This is a genomic window from Streptococcus sp. GMD3S (assembly GCF_000298695.2).
GTDB lineage: Bacteria > Bacillota > Bacilli > Lactobacillales > Streptococcaceae > Streptococcus.
The window spans coordinates 101,838-124,229 of the sequence record NZ_AJRC02000001.1 but is presented as its reverse complement, the minus strand read 5'-3'; the positions used below and the strand labels follow the sequence as shown (position 1 = coordinate 124,229).

At 41.0% G+C, this 22,392-nt stretch carries 20 protein-coding genes and 2 tRNA genes; 1 reads left to right on the top strand and 21 read right to left on the bottom strand.

What is annotated here, in order from left to right; all coding sequences use genetic code 11:
* Window positions 1–37: 37 nt before the first annotated feature.
* The 17 genes from sufU to parE form a co-directional block, all read right to left on the bottom strand.
* Window positions 38–478 (bottom strand): Fe-S cluster assembly sulfur transfer protein SufU, encoded by a 441-nt coding sequence (sufU, locus tag GMD3S_RS0200645; protein ID WP_001218478.1) that lies wholly within the window; start codon window positions 476–478, stop codon window positions 38–40.
* Complete coding sequence (locus GMD3S_RS0200640; RefSeq protein ID WP_000887702.1) at window positions 465–1,691, bottom strand: cysteine desulfurase; 1,227 nt, start codon at window positions 1,689–1,691, stop codon at window positions 465–467. Before GMD3S_RS0200640 ends, sufU begins: the two co-directional genes overlap by 14 nt.
* Window positions 1,692–1,701: 10 nt before the next feature.
* The gene (gene sufD, locus GMD3S_RS0200635) at window positions 1,702–2,964 is read right to left on the bottom strand and encodes a Fe-S cluster assembly protein SufD (protein ID WP_000159666.1); all 1,263 of its coding nucleotides are present in this window, start codon (window positions 2,962–2,964) and stop codon (window positions 1,702–1,704) included.
* 27 nt (window positions 2,965–2,991) lie between these two features.
* Window positions 2,992–3,762, bottom strand: a complete 771-nt coding sequence (gene sufC, locus GMD3S_RS0200630) for a Fe-S cluster assembly ATPase SufC (protein ID WP_000114489.1) — start codon at window positions 3,760–3,762, stop codon at window positions 2,992–2,994.
* 152 nt (window positions 3,763–3,914) lie between these two features.
* Entirely contained in the window at window positions 3,915–4,109 is a 195-nt protein-coding gene (locus tag GMD3S_RS0200625; protein WP_000198268.1) for a DUF3272 family protein, read from the bottom strand.
* A gap of 27 nt (window positions 4,110–4,136) precedes the next feature.
* On the bottom strand, window positions 4,137–5,795 hold the full coding sequence (gene dnaX / locus GMD3S_RS0200620; RefSeq protein ID WP_000283846.1) for a DNA polymerase III subunit gamma/tau: 1,659 nt from the start codon (window positions 5,793–5,795) through the stop codon (window positions 4,137–4,139).
* The gene (locus GMD3S_RS0200615; protein ID WP_008275554.1) at window positions 5,795–6,292 is read right to left on the bottom strand and encodes a GAF domain-containing protein; all 498 of its coding nucleotides are present in this window, start codon (window positions 6,290–6,292) and stop codon (window positions 5,795–5,797) included. The genes dnaX and GMD3S_RS0200615 overlap by 1 nt, the downstream gene beginning before the upstream one ends.
* A gap of 81 nt (window positions 6,293–6,373) precedes the next feature.
* Window positions 6,374–7,576, bottom strand: coding sequence for a 30S ribosomal protein S1 (rpsA, locus tag GMD3S_RS0200610; protein WP_001001617.1), 1,203 nt, complete (start codon window positions 7,574–7,576; stop codon window positions 6,374–6,376).
* A 162-nt stretch (window positions 7,577–7,738) separates the two neighbouring features.
* Window positions 7,739–7,810, bottom strand: a tRNA-Gln gene (locus tag GMD3S_RS0200605).
* 8 nt (window positions 7,811–7,818) lie between these two features.
* A tRNA-Tyr gene (locus tag GMD3S_RS0200600) sits at window positions 7,819–7,899 on the bottom strand.
* Between the two features lie 49 nt (window positions 7,900–7,948).
* On the bottom strand, window positions 7,949–8,179 hold the full coding sequence (locus GMD3S_RS0200595) for a DUF2969 domain-containing protein (protein WP_000037104.1): 231 nt from the start codon (window positions 8,177–8,179) through the stop codon (window positions 7,949–7,951).
* A 112-nt stretch (window positions 8,180–8,291) separates the two neighbouring features.
* Entirely contained in the window at window positions 8,292–9,329 is a 1,038-nt protein-coding gene (locus tag GMD3S_RS0200590; RefSeq protein WP_337460029.1) for a branched-chain amino acid aminotransferase, read from the bottom strand.
* Window positions 9,330–9,444: 115 nt separating this feature from the next.
* Window positions 9,445–11,925, bottom strand: a complete 2,481-nt coding sequence (gene parC / locus GMD3S_RS0200585) for a DNA topoisomerase IV subunit A (RefSeq protein WP_008277657.1) — start codon at window positions 11,923–11,925, stop codon at window positions 9,445–9,447.
* 211 nt (window positions 11,926–12,136) lie between these two features.
* Window positions 12,137–12,985, bottom strand: a complete 849-nt coding sequence (locus tag GMD3S_RS0200580; protein ID WP_001217742.1) for an aminoglycoside 6-adenylyltransferase — start codon at window positions 12,983–12,985, stop codon at window positions 12,137–12,139.
* 120 nt (window positions 12,986–13,105) lie between these two features.
* A complete protein-coding gene (locus tag GMD3S_RS0200575) occupies window positions 13,106–13,789 on the bottom strand; it encodes a hypothetical protein (protein WP_001100251.1) in 684 nt (227 codons plus the stop codon).
* Window positions 13,790–13,885: 96 nt separating this feature from the next.
* A complete protein-coding gene (locus GMD3S_RS0200570; RefSeq protein ID WP_000334950.1) occupies window positions 13,886–14,884 on the bottom strand; it encodes a hypothetical protein in 999 nt (332 codons plus the stop codon).
* Between the two features lies 1 nt (window position 14,885).
* On the bottom strand, window positions 14,886–16,829 hold the full coding sequence (parE, locus tag GMD3S_RS0200565) for a DNA topoisomerase IV subunit B (RefSeq protein ID WP_000037297.1): 1,944 nt from the start codon (window positions 16,827–16,829) through the stop codon (window positions 14,886–14,888).
* 135 nt (window positions 16,830–16,964) lie between these two features.
* On the opposite strand from parE, the gene plsY reads away from it, so the two are divergent.
* A complete protein-coding gene (gene plsY / locus GMD3S_RS0200560; RefSeq protein ID WP_008277663.1) occupies window positions 16,965–17,606 on the top strand; it encodes a glycerol-3-phosphate 1-O-acyltransferase PlsY in 642 nt (213 codons plus the stop codon).
* Between the two features lie 34 nt (window positions 17,607–17,640).
* Here the strand turns inward: plsY and GMD3S_RS0200555 are convergent, their stop codons facing one another.
* The 4 genes from GMD3S_RS0200555 to GMD3S_RS0200540 form a co-directional block, all read right to left on the bottom strand.
* Window positions 17,641–18,597: an ABC transporter permease gene (locus tag GMD3S_RS0200555; protein WP_000029131.1), complete on the bottom strand. Its 957-nt coding sequence runs from the start codon at window positions 18,595–18,597 to the stop codon at window positions 17,641–17,643.
* 2 nt (window positions 18,598–18,599) lie between these two features.
* A complete protein-coding gene (locus tag GMD3S_RS0200550; protein ID WP_000038681.1) occupies window positions 18,600–19,658 on the bottom strand; it encodes an ABC transporter permease in 1,059 nt (352 codons plus the stop codon).
* A complete protein-coding gene (locus GMD3S_RS0200545) occupies window positions 19,651–21,186 on the bottom strand; it encodes an ABC transporter ATP-binding protein (protein WP_000929838.1) in 1,536 nt (511 codons plus the stop codon). The genes GMD3S_RS0200550 and GMD3S_RS0200545 overlap by 8 nt, the downstream gene beginning before the upstream one ends.
* A gap of 136 nt (window positions 21,187–21,322) precedes the next feature.
* Window positions 21,323–22,378, bottom strand: a complete 1,056-nt coding sequence (locus GMD3S_RS0200540; RefSeq protein WP_001036150.1) for a BMP family lipoprotein — start codon at window positions 22,376–22,378, stop codon at window positions 21,323–21,325.
* Between the last annotated feature and the right edge of the window lie 14 nt (window positions 22,379–22,392).

Sequence of the window (22,392 nt, the reverse complement as noted above, 5' to 3'; positions counted from 1 at the left end):
TCATTTCTACTGATTCGTAAGACAAAAGAAACTTGTCTTACTGTTTTTCTTGATCTTCAATTGTTTTCTTAAGGGCATTCCAAGCCAGGGTTGCACATTTGATCCGTTGCGGAAATTTAGCAACACCTGATAAGAAAGCTGCATCGCCAAGTTGGTCTTGACGCTCATCTTTTTGCCCTTGAACCATTTCAGAAAAAATGGTTGCAAGCTCTAAAATTTCTTGTTTGGTCTTGCCTAAAACTGCATCTGTCATCATACTAGCAGAGGCAGTTGAAATCGTGCATCCTGAATTTAGAAAAGCAATATCTTCCAAACGGTCCTCTGCGTCAAACTTGACAGAGAGGTTGATAACATCGCCACAGGTTGGATTATTGAGACTGATTTGTTCAGCATCTTCCAGCTTCCCTTGGTGATGTGGATTTTTCGAATGGTCTGCCACCACTGCCATATAAAGGCTATCTAGTTTAGAAAGTGCCATTGAAAAACTCCTTTGTCTTTTGTAGGGCATCTACTAGTTTGTCGCAATCTGCCTTGGTATTGTAGATATAAAAACTTGCGCGAGCTGTTGCTGGGACTTCTAAATACTGGAGCAAGGGTTGGGCACAATGATGACCCGCACGAACGGCTACTCCTTCATAATCCAAAGCAGTCGCTAGGTCGTGAGGATGGAGATCACCTAGGTTAAAGGCAATGACACCTGACCGTTGAGCCAGGTCTTGCGAACCATAAATGGTCAAACCTTCAATGGCCTGCAATTTTGGATAGACGTATGCAATCAATTCCTGTTCATGAGCTTCAATGGCATCCATACCAATCTTTTCTAGATAATCCACTGCTGCAGCAAGTCCAATAGCACCTGCCATATTTGGCGTTCCAGCCTCAAATTTCCAAGGCAATTCCTTCCAACTAGCAGATTGTTCGTAGACAAAATCGATCATCTCACCACCAAATTCAATTGGTGACATTTGTTCCAGATACTTTTCTTTGCCATAAAGAACACCGATACCAGTCGGACCAGCCATCTTGTGACCGGAAAAAGCAAAGAAGTCCACATCCAAGTCCTGGACATCAATATTCATATGAGGCGTAGATTGAGCACCATCCACTACCATGATAGCTCCAACTTGGTGGGCCAATTTCGTGATTTCCTTGATAGGATTGACCACACCAAGGACATTAGAGGCATGAGCTAGCGAAACAAACTTGACCTTGTCCGTCAATTTAGCGCGCAAGTCATCCATATCCAGAGCTCCATCCTTGAGATAGACATAGACAAGCTCTGCCCCAGTCTTGCGACAAGCTTCCTGCCAAGGAATGATATTGGAATGGTGTTCCATGACAGAAATCAAGACCTGGTCTCCCTCAGTCAAAATCTCCTCAGCAAAGCGTGCCACCCAGTTAAGACTGGTTGTCGTTCCTCTGGTAAAGAGAACTTCCTTTGTAGAGCCTGCATTGATAAACTTACGAATGGTTTCACGAGCAGCTTCATAAGAAGCTGTTGCTCGCTCCGCCAAGGTATGAACACCACGGTGAACATTGGCATTGTCCTGCTCATAGTAGCGGTTAATCGTTTCAAGAACTGCTAGTGGTTTTTGTGTCGTCGCAGCATTGTCCAGATAGACCAGAGGTTCATCGTTGACAATCTGGTCCAAAATTGGAAAATCCTTGCGAATCGCTTCTACATCTAACATAGGCTTCCCCTTAGCGTTTTGACAATTTTTCTTCGATAGTTGCAATCATTTCGTCACGAACTTCTTTGACTGGAATCTCAACAATTACGGAGCCAAGGAAACCACGAACAACCAAACGCTCAGCAGTCGCCTTATCCAAGCCACGGCTCATGAGGTAGTACATATCTTCTGGATCCACCTGACCGATAGAAGCCGCGTGACCTGCAGTTACGTCATTTTCATCAATCAAAAGAATGGGGTTGGCATCTGAACGCGCCTGATCTGAAAGCATGAGAACACGACTTTCTTGCTGCGCATCAGCTCCCTTAGCACCCTTGATAATGTGTCCAATACCATTGAAGGTCAAAGTTGCTTTTTCAAGGATAACCCCATGTTGGAGGATATTTCCGATAGAGTTGCAACCATAGTTAGTCACTCGAGTATCAATCCCTTGAACCTGACGGCCACTTGAAAGAGCTACGACTTTAAGGTCAGCATGGCTACCATTTCCAATCAAATCGCTATCAAAATCAGCAACAACATTTCCTTCGTTCATGACACCGATTGCCCAGTCAATGCTTGCATCGTTGCCTAGTTTACCACGACGGCTAATATAGGCAGTGACATTTTCACCTAAACGGTCAATCGCTGCAAATTTCACTTGCGCACCTGAACGAGCAATCACTTCGACCGTAATATTAGCAGTTGCCTTGGCACTACCTTGGCCACGAGACTCAAGACGTTCAAGGTAGCTGATTTTAGAGTTTTTACCTGCAATGATCAGAATATGCTTGTTAAATGGCACATCGCTATCGCTGTCTTGGTAGAAAATTCCTTCGATTGGCTCTGTAATCTCAACGTTATCAGGAATGTAGAGAACAGCACCACTGTTAAAGTAAGCCGTGTGGTAGGCTGCCAACTTGTCGTCATCATACTTAACTGATGACATGAAGAATTCCTCGATAAGTTCTGGAATTTCTTCTAAAGCTGAGTGAAAGTCTGTAAAGACTACTCCTTGTTCAGCCAATTCAACTGGAGTTTGTTCAAAAACAGTCTGAGTTCCTACTTGCACCAACTTCAAGTGATTATCTAGAGCTGTGAAGTCTGGAACATTTGCTGACGGTTCACTTTCTGTGATGGTACCATCTCCCAGATTCCAGCGGTGAAATTTGACACGCTCAATAACTGGTAATTCCAAACTCTCAATCTTATCAAAAGCTTTTTGACGGAGGTCTGCCAACCAGCTTGGTTCAGCGTACATTTCTGAAAAAAGTTTAATATTCTCTTTAGTCATTTACTTCTCCTAAAAGATACGAGGGAATTACAATTCTTCCTTGTAGTCGTAGCCAAGTTCTTCAGCCAGTTTTGCGTATCCTTCACGTTCCAAACGGGCAGCCAATTCTGGACCACCAGAAAGGACAACACGACCTTCCATCATCACGTGGACCACGTCTGGTGTGATGTAGTTCAAGAGACGTTGGTAGTGAGTGATAATCATAGCACCAAAGCCTTCGCCGCGCATAGCATTGACACCTTTCGATACGACTTTAAGAGCGTCAATATCAAGACCTGAGTCAATCTCATCCAAAAGGGCAAAAGTTGGTTCCAACATCAAGAGTTGAAGAATTTCATTACGTTTTTTCTCACCACCAGAGAAACCTTCGTTTAGATAACGCTCTGCCATTTCTTCTTTCATGTTGAGCAATTCCATTTTCTCGTCTAGTTTAGTGATGAACTCACGAACTGAAATCTTTTCGTCATCTTCTTTTCCAGCATTCATGGCTGCACGAAGAAACTCTGCATTGGTAATGCCTGGAATTTCAGATGGATATTGCATAGCCAGGAAAAGTCCCATACGCGCTCGCTCGTCTACTTCCAACTCAAGGATGTTTACACCATCAAATAAAACCTCACCTTTGGTAACTTCATAGTTAGGGTTCCCCATGATAGCTGCAGAAAGAGTCGATTTACCAGTACCATTTGGTCCCATGATAGCTGCGATTTCTCCTGTTTTCAGAGTCAGATTGACCCCTTTCAAAATTTCTTTTCCTTCAATCTCAACGTGAAGATCTTTGATCTCTAATACTGACATGATAGTTCCTTTCTTTTTCTGGCCTACTTCCTTTATCCTTAGCGAAATCACTTACATTTCTCTAAAAAATACAAGAAAAGGTCCATAAATATACTCTACTAGTATAACAAAAAAAAGCCTAAAAGGCTTTGATTTTGTTTAGAAGCTAGTGACTAATCCTTGTGGTTTAGGTGCTGATCAATGGCGTCTACTATTTTCCCCATTACATAACTTAACCTAAAATTTCGAAAAAGTAGAATAGCCCAAAATGCTGCCATGAAATAGCGACCCGTCATCCATGCTTCATTGAAAAAATAAGTCTCAGCAGCAGTAAATAGTGCTATCACGATAAATTGTTGTCTAGTCATAGGATTATTGTACCATGAAATCCACTTTTAGTCTTCTTCGACCATGACTTTATCAGCAAGAAATTCGAATCCTTCTGGAATCAAGTTCTCTTCTTCTACCTCTTGATCTGCTTGAGAAGACTTGTTTTTAGCTGAAAATGCTGCACGAACCTCTTTCCATTCCTCTAGGGAAATTGCCAGGATTTCAGGTGAAAATCCAGCCGCTTGGCTGAGAATATTGCCAAACATGGTATTGAGGTTATCCCGTTTCATGGTTTGCCCAGCATTGAAATTAGACTCAAAGGCTAAAATAGCATGGTGCTCGTTTGCTGCAACTGGTTGAGAACCAACAAGCAGAGCCTTATCAGGACCTGCTAATCTTTCGATTACCTCTCCCCAGGCATTCTGGAGGCGAATCAAGTTTTGCCGTGCCAAATCAGGATTTTCAACAGCTTCTTGTAGGATGGTCTGAACCTTATTACGGTCTACTCGATATACTGTCTTGGAAGTGGCTGGACGGCTAGGGACTGGCGCCACTTGTTTAGGAGCAGTTCCAACATTGGCAAGTTCTTGTTTGAGACGAGCGACTTCCTGTCTCAGTGCAGAAATCTCACCTTCGACAGCTTCTGAAAACATTGGTTCAGGCTTAATCTCCGCTAAACGAATGGTCATCATCTCAGCATAAATCTTAGGTTGCAGGCTAGCTTTCATATCCGCCAAACTCACAGTCGCTATTCGAATCATTTCAAAGAGGCTTTCCTGAGAAAGAGCTAGATTGTCCATAAAAACTGGACTATGATGAGTATTTTCGCCACCTGTCTGAACAACCAGTAAATCACGTAAATACTGCAAGAGATCCGTCACAAAACGAGTCATGCTCTTGCCATTTTCAAACAAAAGATTCAAAGAATCAAGCGCTTTTGGAACATCCTGCTGAGATAAGGCAGCTACATAGTCATCAAGTGCTGATAGACTAATGGTGCCTGTAATCTCCTCAGAGATAGCTGTAGTTAAAGCATTCCCTTGAGTCAAACTCAAGGCTTGGTCCAGAATAGACAAGGCATCCCGCATCCCACCTTCAGCTCGTCTAGCAATGATTTCCACAGCATCTGGTTCAGAACTGATATTTTCTTTTTCTAAAATATGATGAATGTGTGCCGTGATATCTTGCGTTCTAATCGATTTAAACTCAAAACGTTGGACACGCGATAAAATAGTTGCTGGAATCTTGTGCAATTCGGTAGTCGCCAAAATAAAGACAACGTTCTGGGTTGGTTCTTCTAGGGTCTTCAAAAGTGCATTAAAGGCTCCTGTAGACAGCATATGAACCTCGTCGATAATGTAGACCTTATAACGTGCCAAACTAGGTGCATAGGTGGATTTATCACGAATTTCACGGATTTCATCGACTCCATTATTCGAAGCTGCATCCATTTCGATAACATCTTCTAAACTACCTTCTGTCACTGCTTGGCAGATATAGCAGTTATTACATGGTTCTCCGTCCACTTGATTGGGACAGTTCATGGCCTTGGCAAAAATCTTGGCCACACTGGTCTTCCCAGTCCCACGAGGGCCTGAGAAAAGATAGGCATGACTAATCTTTTCCTGCTCAACCGCTTGTTTTAGGGTTTTAGCCACAACTTCTTGTCCGACTAATTGTGAAAAAGTTTGGCTTCTATATTTTCGATAAAGTGCTTGATACATTAGGCTTTCTCCTCAAACATCGTAAAGTCCCATTCTGTCTTCTCAAGCAAAATAGCGACAAATTGTTCCAAGTAATCACGGTCAATGGCATTGTAATCATCAATAAGTGAAGAATCCAGGTCTAAGACACCCAGCAATTGACCATTCTTGAGCATGGGAACCACGATTTCACTCTTGGCCATACTATCACAAGAAATATAGTTTGGATAGGTGCTCACATCGCCAACCAAAACAGTCTCTTGAAACTCAGCAGCTTCTCCACACACGCCTTTCCCAAGCGGAATGCGAATACAAGAAACACCACCCTGAAAAGGCCCTAAAATCAACTCGCTACCATCAAACAGATAAAACCCTGCAAATACAGTATTCGGAAAGCGAGATTTTAGGAGGGCACTAGCATTTGAAAGATTGGCAAGAACATTGGTCTCACCTTCTAGTAAATAAGAGAGTTCCTCATTTAACATTTGATATTGTGATTGTTTTTCTGAATCTAACATAGAACTATTATATCAAAAATGGGAAAGAGACAAAAGAAAAATCCCTTGTTTTAAACAAAGGATTTTGTGATTATCAATTGATTAAAGTTCGATATCACCGAACAAGTCAGCCATTGAGAATCCTGTTTGTGTTTCTGGAAGTTCGAAATCACGTTTTTCTTGACGTTTTGGACGACGTGGACGAGCAGCACGTTTTTCTTCTTTTTGTCCTTCTTCTTGAGCTGGACGTTCTTCAAGAGCTTTGATAGAAAGTGATACACGTTCTGCGTCAGCGTTAACATCAAGGACTTTAACAGTAACTTCTTGACCAACAGTAAGAGCTTCTTTTGGATTTTCGATACGTTTGTGTGAAATTTGTGATACGTGAACAAGTCCATCGATACCTGGCAATACTTCAACAAATGCACCGAAGTCAGTCAAACGTTTAACTGTTCCTTCTACTACATCACCTTTAGCCAATTTTTGCTCAACGCCATCCCATGGTCCAGGTGTTGTTGCTTTAAGTGAAAGTGATACGCGACCTTCTTCTTCGTTAAGATCAAGGATCTTCACTTCGATTTCTTCACCAACAGTTACAACTGATTTAGGTGATACGTTACGTTCGTGTGACAATTCAGTCAAGTGAACCAATCCGTCAACCCCACCAAGGTCGATGAAAGCACCAAAGCTAGTGATACGAGCAACTTTACCAGTTACGACATCACCAACAGCCAATTTACCGAATACTTCAGCACGAGCTGCCGCAGTAGCTGCTTCAACAACTTCACGACGTGAAAGGATGAAGCGGTTTTCTTTAGGATCAACTTCTTTGATTTTAGCATCAAATTCTTGACCTACGAAACGCTCAGTGTTACGTACGAAACGAGTATCCAACATTGAAGCTGGGATAAATCCACGAACACCTTCAAATTCTACTGAAAGTCCACCTTTAACGGCACGAGTTCCTTTAACAGTAACAACTTCTTCTTCGCGTCCTACAAGTTTGTCCCATGCTTTGCGAGCTTCAAGGCGTTTTTTAGATACAAGGTATGTAACTGTATCAGTATCTTTACCAACTACTTGACGAAGTACAAGAACATCCAATACTTCTCCTACTTTCACAAAGTCATTGATATCTGCATCGCGATCGTTTGTCAATTCGCGAAGAGTCAAGACACCTTCAACACCAGTCCCAGAGATTGCAACGTTAGCTTGAGTCGCATCAACTGTCAATACTTCAGCACTAACAACATCACCAGGCTCAACTTGGCTAACGCTATTTAGCAAATCTTCAAATTCGTTCATCTAAAAAATCCTCCAACAATCAAGTTTTTCCAAACTTGACATACTTATAATTTTTTTCCTAAGCACCCGCAAAGACATGTTCATATCGTTCACGTCTTTCAATTATAAAAATAAAATACCCTAAGATATTTTTCTTTTTATCTTGAATTTATTACCTAAGAACTGGGGTAGCTGGATTCGAACCAACGCATGAGGGAGTCAAAGTCCCTTGCCTTACCGCTTGGCTATACCCCATTGATGAATGGAGAGAGAGGGATTCGAACCCCCGAACCCGAAGGAGCGGATTTACAGTCCGCCGCGTTTAGCCTCTTCGCTATCTCTCCAATGTTTAACGAGAACTATTATATCATGAAATTTTCAATAAAACAAGTATTATTTTGTCAAATTATAGTTTTCAATCAAAATTTCCACAGCTTTTTCAAGTTTTTTATAAAAACTATCGACATTTCCATTCTTTATGATGGCAAATTGGCTATCTAATTCGGCAATTTCCCCAATAACCTTTTTCCCGATCATCAAAACGTAACCTTCATAACTGTCTTTTCCAACAGTCACTTTTGCATCTGTTAATTGGATTTCAATTTTCTTATCTTTTTTACTCATACTGTACCTCTTTTCACTTTTTCTATTGTACAAGAAAATGCTCAAACTAGCAAGAAAAAACTCCATTTCAGTCCTTACAACTGCTATGGAGCTCTTCTTTATTTCATGTCTTTTAGTCCACTTTGACAATCCATCCTTCTGGTGCTTCTACGTCACCAAATTGGATACCAGTCAATTCATCATAGAGTTTACGTGTAACAGGACCTACTTCTGTTTCGCTATAGAAAACATGGAAATCATCGCCATGTTGGATACCTCCAATTGGCGAAATGACCGCTGCTGTACCACAAGCTCCTGCCTCTACAAAACGATCCAAATTATCAATTGGAACATCACCTTCAATCGGTGTCAAGCCCAAGCGGTGTTCTGCCAAGTAAAGCAAAGAATACTTGGTAATAGATGGCAAGATAGATGGACTCAATGGTGTTACAAATTCATTGTCAGCTGTAATTCCAAAGAAGTTAGCTGAACCGACTTCTTCAATCTTTGTATGTGTAGATGGGTCTAGGTAGATAACATCTGAAAATTGGCGTGACTTGGCCATTTTACCTGGGAGGAGACTTGCAGCATAGTTTCCACCTACCTTGGCCGCACCTGTACCATTCGGAGCTGCACGGTCGTATTCATCCTGAATCAAGAAATTTGTTGGGACTAAACCACCTTTAAAATAGTTACCAACTGGCATAGCAAAGATGGTGAAAATATACTCTTCTGCTGGTTTAACCCCAATAATATCCCCAACACCAATCAAAAGTGGACGAAGATAAAGAGTTCCACCTGTTCCATATGGTGGTACGTATTCTTCATTTGCACGCACAACTGCTTTACAAGCTTCTACAAACATTTCTGTTGGAACTTGTGGCATCAAAAGACGGTCACAAGTACGTTGCAAACGCTTAGCATTTTCGTCAGGACGGAACAATTGAACACTGCCGTCCTTGGTACGATAGGCTTTCAATCCCTCAAATGCTTGCTGTCCATAGTGGAGACTTGGAGAAGACTCTGAAATATGCAAGGTCGCATCCTCTGTCAATTCTCCTTGATCCCATTGACCATTTTTGTAGTGAGCGATATAGCGATAAGGTAATTTCATATAAGAAAATCCAAGGTTTTCCCAATCAATTGCAACTGTCATGTGTTTCTCCTTTATACTATTCAAGCTATGTGTTCTATTCTACACTTTTCTAGTAAAATTTCAAGTATTATTTGTAATTTTCTGAAAATTTTTTCAACATAAAGAAATCAGCCCTCTGGACTGATTCTTTTTACGAATTTGTTTTGTCCTCTTTAAAGACTTCTTTGAGGTAAGCATCGAAAACTTCTTCATCTGAAATGGTGTCAGAAATGAAGCTTCCATTGCTAGTACGTTCTGACAAGTTGAGGTCTTGCAATCGACACTCATAGATTGGTCCCTTGTTAGATTGGACAAGGAGCGTTTGGTCGTTTTCTTCTACTTCTGTACTAAAAAGATCACCAACGAAACCTTGCTCTGCAACTGCTCCAGCCAAGAAGACACGGTGCGGTTTGTTTTTCAACTCACGCAAGACTTGTAGGCCTCGTTTGGCACGACTGGTTGCTGGAATTTCCTCAATGGAAACGCGTTTCAAGCTTCCACGTTGGGTCAAGAGGTAGAAGGATGAGGTGTTACAGATAAAGGCTGCCTGAAGCGCATCATCTGCTTTTAGGTTCATAGCCTTGACCCCTGCCGCCTTGGCACCAACAACTGGAACCTCTTCGATATTGAAACGAAGGGCATAACCGTTTTGACTAATCAAGAGAACATCATCTAGTTTAATTGGAGTCACTGCTACAATCTGGTCTGTCTCGTCTTTAAGTTTAGCGTACTTGACAGATTTAGACTTGTAGGTCCGCCATGGAGAGAACTCTTTGCGTTCTACACGTTTGATTTGACCAAGACGAGTTGCAGCAAAGTAGGTTGTCGCATCATGAAACTGATCTACCACTTCAACATAAAGGATTTCTTCATTAGTTTCGAAGTTTGTGACAGTTTGGCTTAGATGCTCTCCAATATCCTTCCAACGAATATCTGCCAATTCGTGGATTGGTCGATAGATGACATTCCCAAGAGTCGTGAACATCAAGAGATGCTGGGTTGTCTTGGCAGATTGAACAAAGATCAAACGATCATCATCACGCTTGCCAATTTCTTCCAGCGTTGAAGCCGCAAAGGAACGAGGACTAGTACGCTTGATGTAACCTGCCTTGGTCACGCTGACATAGGTATCTTCCTCTGCGATGAGGCTCGCTGTATCAATCTCAATTACGTTTGCTGTATCTTCTAAAGCACTTAAACGTGGAGTCGCAAATTTCTTCTTAACCTCACGAAGCTCTTTTTTCATGAGATTGTACATAGTCCGTTCATCACCGATGATAGCAGCAAGCATAGCAATTTTTTCGCGAAGTTCTGCTTCTTCTTCCTGCAAGACAACTACGTCTGTATTGGTCAAACGATACAGTTGCAAGGTTACGATGGCCTCAGCCTGCTCTTCTGTAAACTCATAGCTGACCTTGAGGTTTTCCTTGGCGTCAGCCTTATTCTCAGAAGCACGGATAAGGGCAATGACTTCGTCCAAAATCGAAATCACGCGAATCAAACCTTCAACGATATGCAGACGTTTCTCAGCCTTTTCCTTATCAAAGCGGGAACGTGCCAAAATCACTTCACGACGGTGGGCGATGTAGCTAGACAAGATTGGAACAATCCCGACCTGACGAGGCGTGAAATTATCAATCGCTACCATGTTGAAGTTGTAATTGATTTGCAGGTCTGTGTACTTGAAGAGATAGTTAAGAACCAGCTCGGTATTAGCGTCTTTCTTGAGTTCGATAGCAATGCGAAGACCGTCACGGTCAGACTCATCACGAACCTCGGCAATCCCCGCTACCTTGTTATTGACACGGATTTTATCAATATCTTTGACTAGAGTCGCTTTGTTAGTTTCATAAGGAATCTCAGTGATAACGATTTGCTCCTTACCGCCTTTTAGCTTTTCAATCTCCGTCTTAGAACGAACAACCACGCGCCCTTTCCCAGTTTCATAAGCCTTCTTTATTTCGTCACGCCCTTGGATGATAGCTCCTGTAGGGAAGTCTGGCCCAGGCAAGAATTCCATGAGTTTGTCCACCTTGGCTGTTGGGTGGTCAATCATGTAAACCGTCGCATCAATAACCTCAGCTAAATTATGGGGAGGAATGTCTGTAGCGTAACCAGCCGAAATTCCAGTCGAACCATTGACCAAGAGGTTTGGAAATGCTGCTGGTAAGACAGTAGGTTCTTTCTCGGTATCGTCAAAGTTCCAAGCAAAGGGAACTGTCTTCTTTTCGATATCTTGAAGAAGATAACCAGCAATCTCAGACAAACGAGCCTCGGTATAACGCATAGCCGCAGGCGGATCCCCGTCCATAGAACCGTTATTACCGTGCATTTCAACTAGAATCTCACGGTTTTTCCAGTCCTGTGACATACGAACCATGGCATCATAGATAGAAGAATCACCGTGTGGGTGGAAATTCCCCATGATGTTCCCGACAGACTTGGCTGACTTACGGTAGCTCTTGTCAAAGGTATTGCCATCTTTATTCATCGAATAAAGAATACGACGCTGAACCGGCTTCAATCCATCCCGAATGTCTGGCAAAGCTCGGTCTTGAATGATGTATTTGGAGTAGCGACCAAAGCGCTCTCCCATGATGTCCTCCAGGGACATGTTTTGAATGTTAGACATAGGATACTAAGCCCGTAAAATGCAAAGTGAAAATAGGAAATTATTGCAGTGAGCGATGCTCACAAGAGAATCTATCTTTTTCACACAGCATTTAGGGCGTGTTCAACTCCTTTCAAAGAATGTAGAGTGGTTTTTATAGAATAAGGGATAATTTACAGAAATTAGTTCCGTGTTCAGTTACTAAATATAACTAAACTATCTTTTCTGTAGTTTAATCTTTTAAAATATATACTTTATTTAGTTGGTGATTTGAAAGTCTCTCCTCAGCATACTGAATCATCTTCTCAGCTACTTCTTTATCGTAGTTAAATCCCATTTTTTGAGCAAGGAACTGAGCCTCTCGGTGGAAAAGGTCCATCGTAGCAAACAAAGATTGAGTGATTTTGTCACTACTTGAAAAATCAAGTAGATTTGAGAATTCCTTCTCTTTCTCAGCAGGCAAGTAGCTAAAGAGATACTTGTAGTTCTTGCCAACATCAACCGTGCCCCTATCACTTGCTACCTGCCAAGCCAAGACCTTCAAGAGTTCTTGTTGACAAATTCCGTAGAGATGATCCGTGGCATAGATGGCTTGCTTGCGACAAATCCCTTTAACCACGTAGGCTGACACCCACCAAAATTCATTGCAGGCTTTTTCAAACTCAATCGCACTAGCTGGACTTGTCCAGTAACGTTGAGAATTTGTAGTATGGGAGTCAAACAAGCCTTTCTCATCTTTCAAAACTGTATAGTCAGCTTCACTATCCACCCACTCTTGAATGTGGTCTTTGGGGCAAAGGGTCAAATCTATCCGATTGCCATCCTCAAAGAGCATAAGATAAAGGCGGCGGTTGCCTAATACATTATGTTGCTCAATCATGCGCTTGCCAAGCCTTTCCAACCAAGAAAGATCAGCCGCCAGAGCGTCCAAATTCTCCACAATGTAGACCACATCATAGTCTTGGAACTCGTCCTTGGGAGCATTTGGGTTTGTCCGCGAGCCGGAAATAGCGACGGCATTGACTTTTAGCGCTTTTGCGGTTTGTAAAATTAAATCGAGCATGTCTGTTTCTATTCTCATGTTTATCACACTCTTTTTCTATAAGGTAACAGATCTTTTATTATATTGAATAGTCTCTTAAAATTTAAAAAATTAAGAAAACTATACAAGCTTTATAAAATCTAAATAATATAAAGAGCTTCAATTATATACAAAAACAAGTAATTCTTTTCTTGCTATCGTGAGCTTTGGAAAAGCATTCTCTATAAAATGTATACATTGAACATCGTCAAAATTTGTCGAATAATACTTCGATAAAGAGTTTACTGCTCTTAATAATTTGTTAAAATAAGCTAAAACCAACGGCGGAACTTCTTCAGTATTCAGATGATTAATTTCCGATTCTATTAAATCTTCAATTGCTAAGAATATTTCTCCTATTTCATTTTCAATATTTGAAGATAAATTCTTTTTAGAATTAAAATCATTAATAAAATTCAAAAGTTTGTTATATTCCCATTCAAAATCATCTAGTGCTCTATAGAATATTGGGAAATCACTTTGTAATTTTAATAGATTTGACTTCCTTGATTGTCGAGCCATTTCTTTAAGTTCTCTTAAACTCTCTTCAACCTTTTTTTGAGTTTTAGATAGTTGCTTTTGTTGACTTGTCAGTTCTACTATATTTCTCGCGATTGAAGATTGAATAATTTCTAGCTTTCGTTGTCGTTCATCAATTTCTTTAGTATCTTTTTTTGAAATCCAAGTTGCATAAATTATAGGTACTAGAATTGAAAAGCCACCTATACCTATCTGAATCCAATTGGAAATCCAATCTGTTGAATCAATCGCTTTAATCAATTCCTCAAACATTTCAACATTCATTTTATAATCCTTGTTAATTCCGTGATTAAATTTATTAACAGTGAGTAAATGCAAGATTCATATAGAGATTTATTTGATACGTGAACACTATTATATTTACCTCGTTGCTTTATAAAGTTTATAATCATCGTAGTTTTTTAAATCATTTAAAGATTTAAATTCATTTTTTACAATAACTTCTAAAAGCTTTTCTGTGCTTAATAATTTTTCTCTATATTTTTCTCCTCCACTATAATAACACTTCTTTAATTCTTGATAATCTGGAAATCTAAGAAGTAATTGTTCTTGAAATATAGTTTGTGCTTCTTCATATCTTTTTGAAAGGAAATGTAATTTTAAAACAGTAAAAAAAGCCGTAAGAATAATAAAAATAAAAAGGAAAATTCCTATTAGTTTCACTGTGTTAAAATCAGCACTAATAACGAAGGTAGTTATAGTAAGTAAACCAACTATTAAGTCATTTTCTTTCTCCATACTTTCTAGCTCAAATATATCTAAACTTTTTAAAACAAAATATAAAGATAAACACAAAGCACAAGTCATAATCAAAAATATAAACCAAAATTGATATTTATCAAAACCAATTTCTGTTTGTAAGCTATACTCTTTAAATAAATTTGTAAAAAAATTTACTATTCTGTTAGAAATATTTTGATTTGAAATACTGCCAATTAATATATCTCCCAAAATAAACGCGTTTACAAATATTAAAACTGAAAACATAATTTGTCGGAAGTATCTGAAGAGCGATAATAAAAACACTATAAAAGAATTGTATGCATATGACAGTGACAAGAATAATATGAAAATAGAACAAATTCCAATCAATAAATTATTATGTGCATTCAGAGACAGAATTATGGGAAATAAAACCACCATTATAACTGTCGCAAAAATAGCTCTTACAAAATAGCTGCTCTGTTTAGTTTTAGAACTAACATTTTTCATTATGTAATCTTTATTGGCTAGAACTTTCAAAGCGTCGAGTCTTTCTTGTGCCTTTTTCTTTTGATTTTTATCATAGTCTGAATATAAAATATTACATTTTTCTGTGAATCTGTTTAATATGTCTAATAACATCTTAATAATACACATCTTAAAACACCCCACTCTCCTCAAGCGTAAACTTAACATTATCCTCAATCCACTTACGGCGTGGTTCGACCTTGTCTCCCATGAGGACATTGACACGGCGTTCGGCGCGTGCTAAGTCTTCAATCGTGACACGGATGAGGGTGCGGGTTTCTGGATTCATGGTTGTTTCCCAGAGTTGGTCCGCGTTCATCTCACCAAGACCTTTATATCGTTGGAGTGTTGCGCCTTTGCCAAACTGCTTGCGGAGTTCTTCTAGTTCACCGTCTGTCCAAGCATAGGCCACTTCTTCTTTCTTTCCTTTGCCTTTGGACATCTTGTAAAGAGGCGGAAGGGCGATATAGACATGTCCTGCCTCAACTAGGGGACGCATGTAGCGGTAGAAAAAGGTTAAAAGAAGAGTTTGAATGTGGGCACCATCGGTATCCGCATCGGTCATGATAATAATCTTGTCATAATTGGCATCCTCAATGGAGAAGTCTGCTCCCACACCCGCACCGATGGTATAAATCATGGTATTGATTTCTTCATTTTTGAGGATATCTGCCATCTTGGCCTTGGCTGTATTAATCACCTTACCACGAAGGGGCAAGATAGCCTGGAATTTCCGGTCACGACCTTGCTTAGCAGAACCGCCGGCAGAGTCTCCCTCGACTAGGTAGAGTTCATTCTTGGCAGGGTTTTTAGACTGAGCTGGTGTTAATTTACCAGACAACAAGCCCTTGTCTTTCTTGTTTTTCTTACCATTTCGGCTCTCATCACGCGCCTTGCGTGCTGCTTCACGAGCGTCACGAGCCTTGATAGCCTTACGGATGAGATTGGAAGCCAGTTCCCCATTTTCCATGAGGAAGAAGGTTAACTTATCAGCCACAATCCCATCCACAACTGGACGAGCCAGAGGACTCCCTAGTTTATCCTTGGTCTGTCCTTCAAACTGGAGGTGTTCTTCCGGAACTAGGATAGAAAGAACAGCTGCTAGTCCTTCACGGTAATCTGACCCTTCTAGGTTTTTATCTTTTTCCTTGAGGAGCCCTGTCTTACGAGCGTAGTCATTCATGACCTTAGTAATGGCAGACTTAAGTCCTGTCTCATGCGTTCCACCATCTTTAGTACGAACGTTATTGACAAAGGACAGAATGTTATCTGAAAATCCATCATTGTACTGGAGGGCAACTTCCACTTGGAAACCATTGTCTTCGCCTTCAAAGTATAGGACTGGCGTCAATGTTTCCTTGTCTTCATTGAGGTAAGAAACAAAGTCTTGTACCCCGTTCTCATAATGGAATTCGATTGCTTCATCTGTTCGCTTATCTGTCAAAGACAAGGTGACATTTTTTAAGAGAAAGGCTGACTCATTGAGACGTTCAGAAATGGTATTGTACTTGAAGTCAGTCGTAGAAAAAATCGTCGCGTCAGGCATGAAGGTAACCTTGGTACCTGTCTTAGACTTGGGTGCTGTACCAATTTTCTTCAAGGTTGTAACAGGTTTTCCACCATTTTCAAAACGTTGCTTGTAGACTGTACCGTCACGAGTAATTTCAACTTCTAGCCAACTAGAAAGGGCATTAACGACTGAAGATCCCACTCCGTGGAGACCACCTGATGTCTTATAACCACCTTGACCGAATTTTCCTCCAGCGTGGAGAATGGTAAAGATAACTTCAACAGTTGGAATTCCCATGGCGTGCATCCCGGTTGGCATCCCACGACCATGGTCTTGAACAGTTAGACTGCCGTCCTTATTGATGGTCACATCAATGCGGTCACCAAATCCAGACAAGGCTTCATCGACTGCATTATCCACAATTTCCCAGACTAGGTGATGGAGACCAGCACCGTCAGTCGATCCAATATACATCCCCGGACGTTTGCGGACCGCATCCAACCCTTCTAGCACCTGAATGGCGTCATCATTGTAGTTATTAATATTGATTTCCTTTTTTGACACAAGGAACCTCCTATTTGTTCATCTTTTCTATTTTACAGGTTTTCTAGCGATTTTGCAAAGCTTTTCCCTTTCAGCTGTCACAATTTCACAGGATATTCTCTGACTTTCTATACCATTTCATGGTATAATAGGTCTATGATGACATTTGTATTATTAATTTTAGCTTATTTGCTAGGTTCGATTCCGTCTGGCCTATGGATTGGACAAGTTTTCTTTCAAACCAATCTGCGTGAACACGGTTCTGGAAATACTGGAACGACCAATACTTTCCGTATTTTAGGTAAGAAGGCAGGTATGGCAACCTTTGTGATTGACTTCTTTAAAGGGACCTTGGCCACTCTACTTCCTATTTTTTTCCACCAACAAGGTGTATCACCACTTGTCTTTGGACTTTTAGCCGTGATTGGACATACCTTTCCTATCTTTGCAGGGTTTAAAGGGGGCAAGGCTGTCGCAACCAGTGCTGGAGTGATTTTCGGATTTGCGCCTGTTTTCTGTCTCTATCTAGCAATCGTATTCTTTGGAAGCCTCTATCTAGGTAGTATGATTTCACTGTCTAGCGTTACTGCTTCTATTGCAGCCGTTATTGGAGTTCTCCTATTTCCACTATTTGGATTTATCCTGAACAGCTATGACCCTCTCTTCATTTTGATTATCCTAGCACTTGCTAGCTTGATTATCATTCGTCACAAAGATAATATCACACGTATCAAAAATAAAACTGAAAATCTCGTCCCTTGGGGACTAAACTTGACACATCAAAATCCTAAAAAATAAAACGCCAGTTTGAAACTGGCGTTTTTTTGTATGCTTATTTTGACTTGATGTAGTTGATACCATCTGCCTTAGGCGCAACTGCTTTTCCAAAGAAGGCTGCCAAGACAAGAATGGTCAAGACATAAGGGGCGATTTGAAGGTAAACCGCTGGCACTCCTTGTAGGAAAGGTAATTGAGAACCGATAACTGCCAAACTTTGTGAAAGTCCAAAGAAAAGACTAGAAAGCATAGCACCAATTGGGTTCCATTTACCAAAGATCATTGCAGCAAGGGCGATAAATCCAGGACCGACAATAGTTGTCACTGAGAAGTTAACTGAAATGGATTGAGCATAAATCGCTCCCCCAATTCCCCCTAGGAAACCTGAAATAATAACCCCAAGATATCGCATCTTGTAGACATTGATCCCCAAGGTATCCGCTGCCTGAGGGTGTTCACCAACAGAGCGAAGTCGAAGACCAAAACGGGTCTTAAAGAGAATAAACCATGCAAGGAAAGAGAAGGCAATCGCGATATAACCTAGCAAACTTGTTGACTTGAAGAAGATATCTCCAATCACAGGGATATCAGCCAAAACTGGGAAATCAAAACGTCCAAAAGTCTGGCTTAAGTTATCCGTTTGTCCTTTGTTATAAAGAACTTTAACCAAGAAAACCGCTAGGGCAGGAGCCATCAAGTTCAATACTGTACCACTGACAACATGGTCCGCACGGAAATGAACTGTAGCGACTGCATGGATGAGGGAGAAAATAGCTCCCACGATACCAGCAACTAACAAGGAAATCCAAGGAGTCGCTGCTCCAAGTTGTTCTGCAAACTCAAGGTTAAAGACAACCCCAGAAAAGGCTCCCATAACCATAATTCCTTCAAGACCTACGTTAACGACACCACCACGTTCAGAGAAAACTCCCCCGATACTCGTAAAAATAAGTGGTGCTGAGTAAATCAGCATAGAAGAGACCAAGAGGGTGAGTAATGTTGTAATAGACATCCTTACTTACCTCCTTTAACTTGTTTTTTAGGTTTGACAAAGCGTTCAATAATGTAGTGAACGCTGACAAAGAAGATAATAGACGCTGTTACAATGCTAACAAGCTCAGACGGAACTTGCGCTGCGTTCATACCCGGTGCTCCTACTTGCAAAACTCCAAATAAGAAGGCCGCAAAGAGAATTCCAATTGGTGAATTTCCAGCAAGCAAACTAACTGCCATCCCGTTAAATCCGATAGCCAATGACGAACCTTGAACGTAAACGTTTTGGAAAGTTCCAAGACCTTCTACCGCTCCACCAAGACCAGCCAAAGCACCAGAGATAATCATTGATAGAATGATTGTACGTTTTGCTGAAATACCAGCGTACTCTGAAGCATGGGGATTGAGACCAACTGCGCGAATTTCAAAACCGAGAGTCGTTTTCTTGAGCAAGAACCAAATCACAGCTACAGCAATGATGGCAAAGAAGATTCCAATATTCATACGAGAATTTCCAGTCAACTCTGATAACCATGGTGTCTGGTAAGTAGCATTGGCACTAACACGAATCGTTGAGTCTGTACTTTGCATAATATCTTTCGGAAAGGCATGAATAAAGGCATTTCCCACATACAATACAATGTAGTTCATCATGATGGTCACGATAACCTCTGACGTACCGAGATAAGCTCTGAGGATACCTGGAATCGCACCAACAATTCCACCTGCGATCAAAGCAATGATCACTGTCAATGGAATCAAAACGAGACGAGGCATATCTGGATTTGACAAGGCAAACCAACCACTTAGGATCCAACCCGCAAGAGCCTGACCAGGAAGCCCGACGTTAAAGAAACCTGCACGACTGGCAACTGCAAAACCAAGACCTATCAAGACAAGAGGACCCATGGCACGGAAAATTTCTCCAATCCCACGGAGGCTACCAAAAGCTGTATAGAACAACTCCTCATAGCCCCAGATAGCATCATATCCGAAGATCCACATGACAATGGCTCCGAGCAAGATTCCTAAGAATACGGAAATCAAGGGAACCGAAATTTGTTGTAATTTTTTAGACATCACTCTTCTCCTTTCCCAAGTTTCCACCTGCCATCAAGACACCAAGTTCTTGTTTGTTAGTTGTTTCTGGCGATACAATACCTTGAATCTTACCATCGTGAATAACAGCAATTCGGTCTGAGACATTTAAAATCTCATCCAATTCAAAGCTGACAACAAGGACAGCCTTCCCGTTATCACGCTCTTCAATCAAACGTTTGTGGATATATTCAATGGCACCGACATCCAAACCACGAGTTGGCTGGCTGACGATAAGGAGATCAGGATCACGATCAATCTCACGAGCGATAATCGCTTTTTGTTGATTTCCTCCTGAAAGAGCTGCCGCTGGAACAAATTCGCTTGCCGCACGGACGTCAAATTCTTCCATCAATTTCTTGGCATGTGAAGTGATATTGGCATAGTTCAAGATGCCATTTTTGCTGAGTGGTTCTTTGTAGTAGGTTTGAAGAGCGATATTTTCTGAAATCATCATCTCCAAAATCAAGCCATCACGGTGACGATCTTCAGGAACGTGCCCCACGCTTAGTTCTGTAATTTGTCGAGGATGCATCCCCACGATTGATTTGCCTTTTAATTCAACGCTACCTGACTCAACCTTACGAAGACCAGTAATGGCTTGAATGAGTTCAGATTGACCATTGCCATCAATACCTGCAATACCGACAATTTCACCAGCACGAACATCCAAGGAGAGATTTTTTACTGCTGGTACACCGCGGTTTTCATTGACAACCAAGTCTTTGATAGACAAGACCACTTCTTTGGGTTGCGGTGCTTGTTTTTCCGTTTTAAAGGAGACTGAGCGTCCAACCATCATTTCTGCCAAGTCCGCATTTGTTGCGCCTGCAATTTCGACTGTCTGGATTGATTTCCCACGACGGATAACCGTCACTCGATTCGATACCGCACGAATCTCATCCAGTTTATGGGTAATCAAAATGATAGACTTCCCTTCTTTGACAAGGTTTTTCATGATTGCCATCAACTCATCAATCTCTGAAGGAGTCAATACGGCTGTAGGTTCGTCAAAGATAAGGATATCAGCACCACGATAGAGTGTTTTCAAGATTTCTACACGTTGTTGGGCACCAACGGAAATATCCGCCACCTTAGCAGCAGGATCTACTGCCAAACCATAACGTTCAGAAAGAGCCTTGATTTCTTTAGTAGCACCAGCTATATCTAGAACACCATTTTTAGTGACTTCACTTCCTAAAATGATATTCTCAGCTACTGTAAAAGCCTCAACCAACATGAAATGTTGGTGAACCATCCCAATTCCAAGACCAGCGGCTTTAGATGGTGAGTCTAGTTTTACAACCTGACCATTCACCACAATTTCACCACTCGTTGGTTCAAGAAGTCCTGCCAGCATATTCATCAGAGTGGATTTACCCGCTCCATTTTCTCCTAAAAGTGCATGGATTTCACCTTTTCGCAGTTGCAAGTTGATTTTGTCGTTTGCTACAAATTCACCAAACACCTTGGTAATATCCCGCATCTCAATGACATTTTCGTGTGCCATATGCTCTTCCTTTCAGAGGTTTATTTTATTTCAATAAAACCTGCTAATCACATTAACAAGCTCTATTGAGACAAAAGTTGCCTCAATTCTTAAAGAAGCGACCAATGGCCGCTTCCTAAGAAATGACTTTTATCCATTATTTTTCAGGAACTTTTACGCTTCCGTCAAGGATTTTAGCTTTTGCATCTTCAACAGCTTTTTTACCTTCTTCTGAAAGGTTTGTTACTGCTAGCTCAACCCCTTTATCTTTCAATGAGTAAACAATCACTTGTCCACCAGGGAATTCACCTTTTTCTGTTTTGTTGGCAATATCTTTTACAGTTGTACCAACTTGTTTCAATGTAGATACAAGAACAAAGTTAGATTCTTTACCATCTTTAGAAGTGTATTTACCTTCTGCTGCTTGGTCACGGTCTACACCGATAACCCAAACTTTTTCGTTTTCATTTTTGTTTTCGTTCAATGATTTTGCTTCAGCAAAGACACCAGCACCTGTACCACCAGCTGCTTGGTAGACAACGTCTGCACCGGCAGCATATTGAGCTGCTGCAATTGTTTTACCTTTGGCAGCATCACCAAATGAACCAGCGTAGTCAACTTGGACTTTGATAGATGGGTCGACTGACTCAACACCAGCTTTGAATCCAGCTGCAAAACGTGAAATAACTTCAGATTCGATACCACCTACAAAACCAACTTGTTTTGTTTTCGTAGTTTTCGCTGCTGCAACACCAGCAAGGTAAGCTGCTTCGTTATCCGCAAATCTTACGCTCGCAACATTCTTTTGACCTTCAATCACATCATCAATCAAGACATAGTTTAGGTCAGAGTGGTCTTTTGCTGCTTCCTCAACTGCATTGTGAAGGGCAAAACCAACACCGAAGATCAGGTTGTAACTTCCAGCCGCTTGTTGCAAGTTGTTAGCATAGTCTGCTTCGCTTGTTGATTGGAAGTAAGTGTAACCTTTATCTTTAGAAAGATTGTGTTCTTTACCCCAGTCTTGCAAACCTTCCCAAGCTGATTGGTTAAATGATTTATCATCAACACCACCAGTATCTGTTACGATTGCTGCTTTGGTCTTCATTTCTGATGAAGATGAAGCTGCGTTACGAGAAGAGCGGTTACCACATGCAGCAAGTCCAACTGCTGCTACTGCAACTAGACCAAGGCCTAGCCATTGTTTCTTGTTCATTACTGAACCTCCTA

Excerpts from the sequence above, each read along its gene's own strand:
- sufC (WP_000114489.1), bottom strand. The coding sequence starts at position 3,762 with ATGTCAGTATTAGAGATCAAAGATCTTCACGTTGAGATTGAAGGAAAA.
- sufD (WP_000159666.1), bottom strand. The coding sequence starts at position 2,964 with ATGACTAAAGAGAATATTAAACTTTTTTCAGAAATGTACGCTGAACCA.
- plsY (WP_008277663.1), top strand. The coding sequence starts at position 16,965 with ATGATGACATTTGTATTATTAATTTTAGCTTATTTGCTAGGTTCGATT.
- dnaX (WP_000283846.1), bottom strand. The coding sequence starts at position 5,795 with ATGTATCAAGCACTTTATCGAAAATATAGAAGCCAAACTTTTTCACAA.
- GMD3S_RS0200595 (WP_000037104.1), bottom strand. The coding sequence starts at position 8,179 with ATGAGTAAAAAAGATAAGAAAATTGAAATCCAATTAACAGATGCAAAA.
- GMD3S_RS0200640 (WP_000887702.1), bottom strand. The coding sequence starts at position 1,691 with ATGTTAGATGTAGAAGCGATTCGCAAGGATTTTCCAATTTTGGACCAG.
- GMD3S_RS0200545 (WP_000929838.1), bottom strand. The coding sequence starts at position 21,186 with ATGGCACACGAAAATGTCATTGAGATGCGGGATATTACCAAGGTGTTT.
- parC (WP_008277657.1), bottom strand. The coding sequence starts at position 11,925 with ATGTCTAACATTCAAAACATGTCCCTGGAGGACATCATGGGAGAGCGC.
- GMD3S_RS0200555 (WP_000029131.1), bottom strand. The coding sequence starts at position 18,597 with ATGTCTATTACAACATTACTCACCCTCTTGGTCTCTTCTATGCTGATT.
- GMD3S_RS0200540 (WP_001036150.1), bottom strand. The coding sequence starts at position 22,378 with ATGAACAAGAAACAATGGCTAGGCCTTGGTCTAGTTGCAGTAGCAGCA.
- sufU (WP_001218478.1), bottom strand. The coding sequence starts at position 478 with ATGGCACTTTCTAAACTAGATAGCCTTTATATGGCAGTGGTGGCAGAC.
- GMD3S_RS0200625 (WP_000198268.1), bottom strand. The coding sequence starts at position 4,109 with ATGACTAGACAACAATTTATCGTGATAGCACTATTTACTGCTGCTGAG.
- rpsA (WP_001001617.1), bottom strand. The coding sequence starts at position 7,576 with ATGAACGAATTTGAAGATTTGCTAAATAGCGTTAGCCAAGTTGAGCCT.
- GMD3S_RS0200615 (WP_008275554.1), bottom strand. The coding sequence starts at position 6,292 with ATGTTAGATTCAGAAAAACAATCACAATATCAAATGTTAAATGAGGAA.
- GMD3S_RS0200570 (WP_000334950.1), bottom strand. The coding sequence starts at position 14,884 with ATGTGTATTATTAAGATGTTATTAGACATATTAAACAGATTCACAGAA.
- GMD3S_RS0200550 (WP_000038681.1), bottom strand. The coding sequence starts at position 19,658 with ATGTCTAAAAAATTACAACAAATTTCGGTTCCCTTGATTTCCGTATTC.
- GMD3S_RS0200580 (WP_001217742.1), bottom strand. The coding sequence starts at position 12,985 with ATGAGAATAGAAACAGACATGCTCGATTTAATTTTACAAACCGCAAAA.
- GMD3S_RS0200575 (WP_001100251.1), bottom strand. The coding sequence starts at position 13,789 with ATGAATGTTGAAATGTTTGAGGAATTGATTAAAGCGATTGATTCAACA.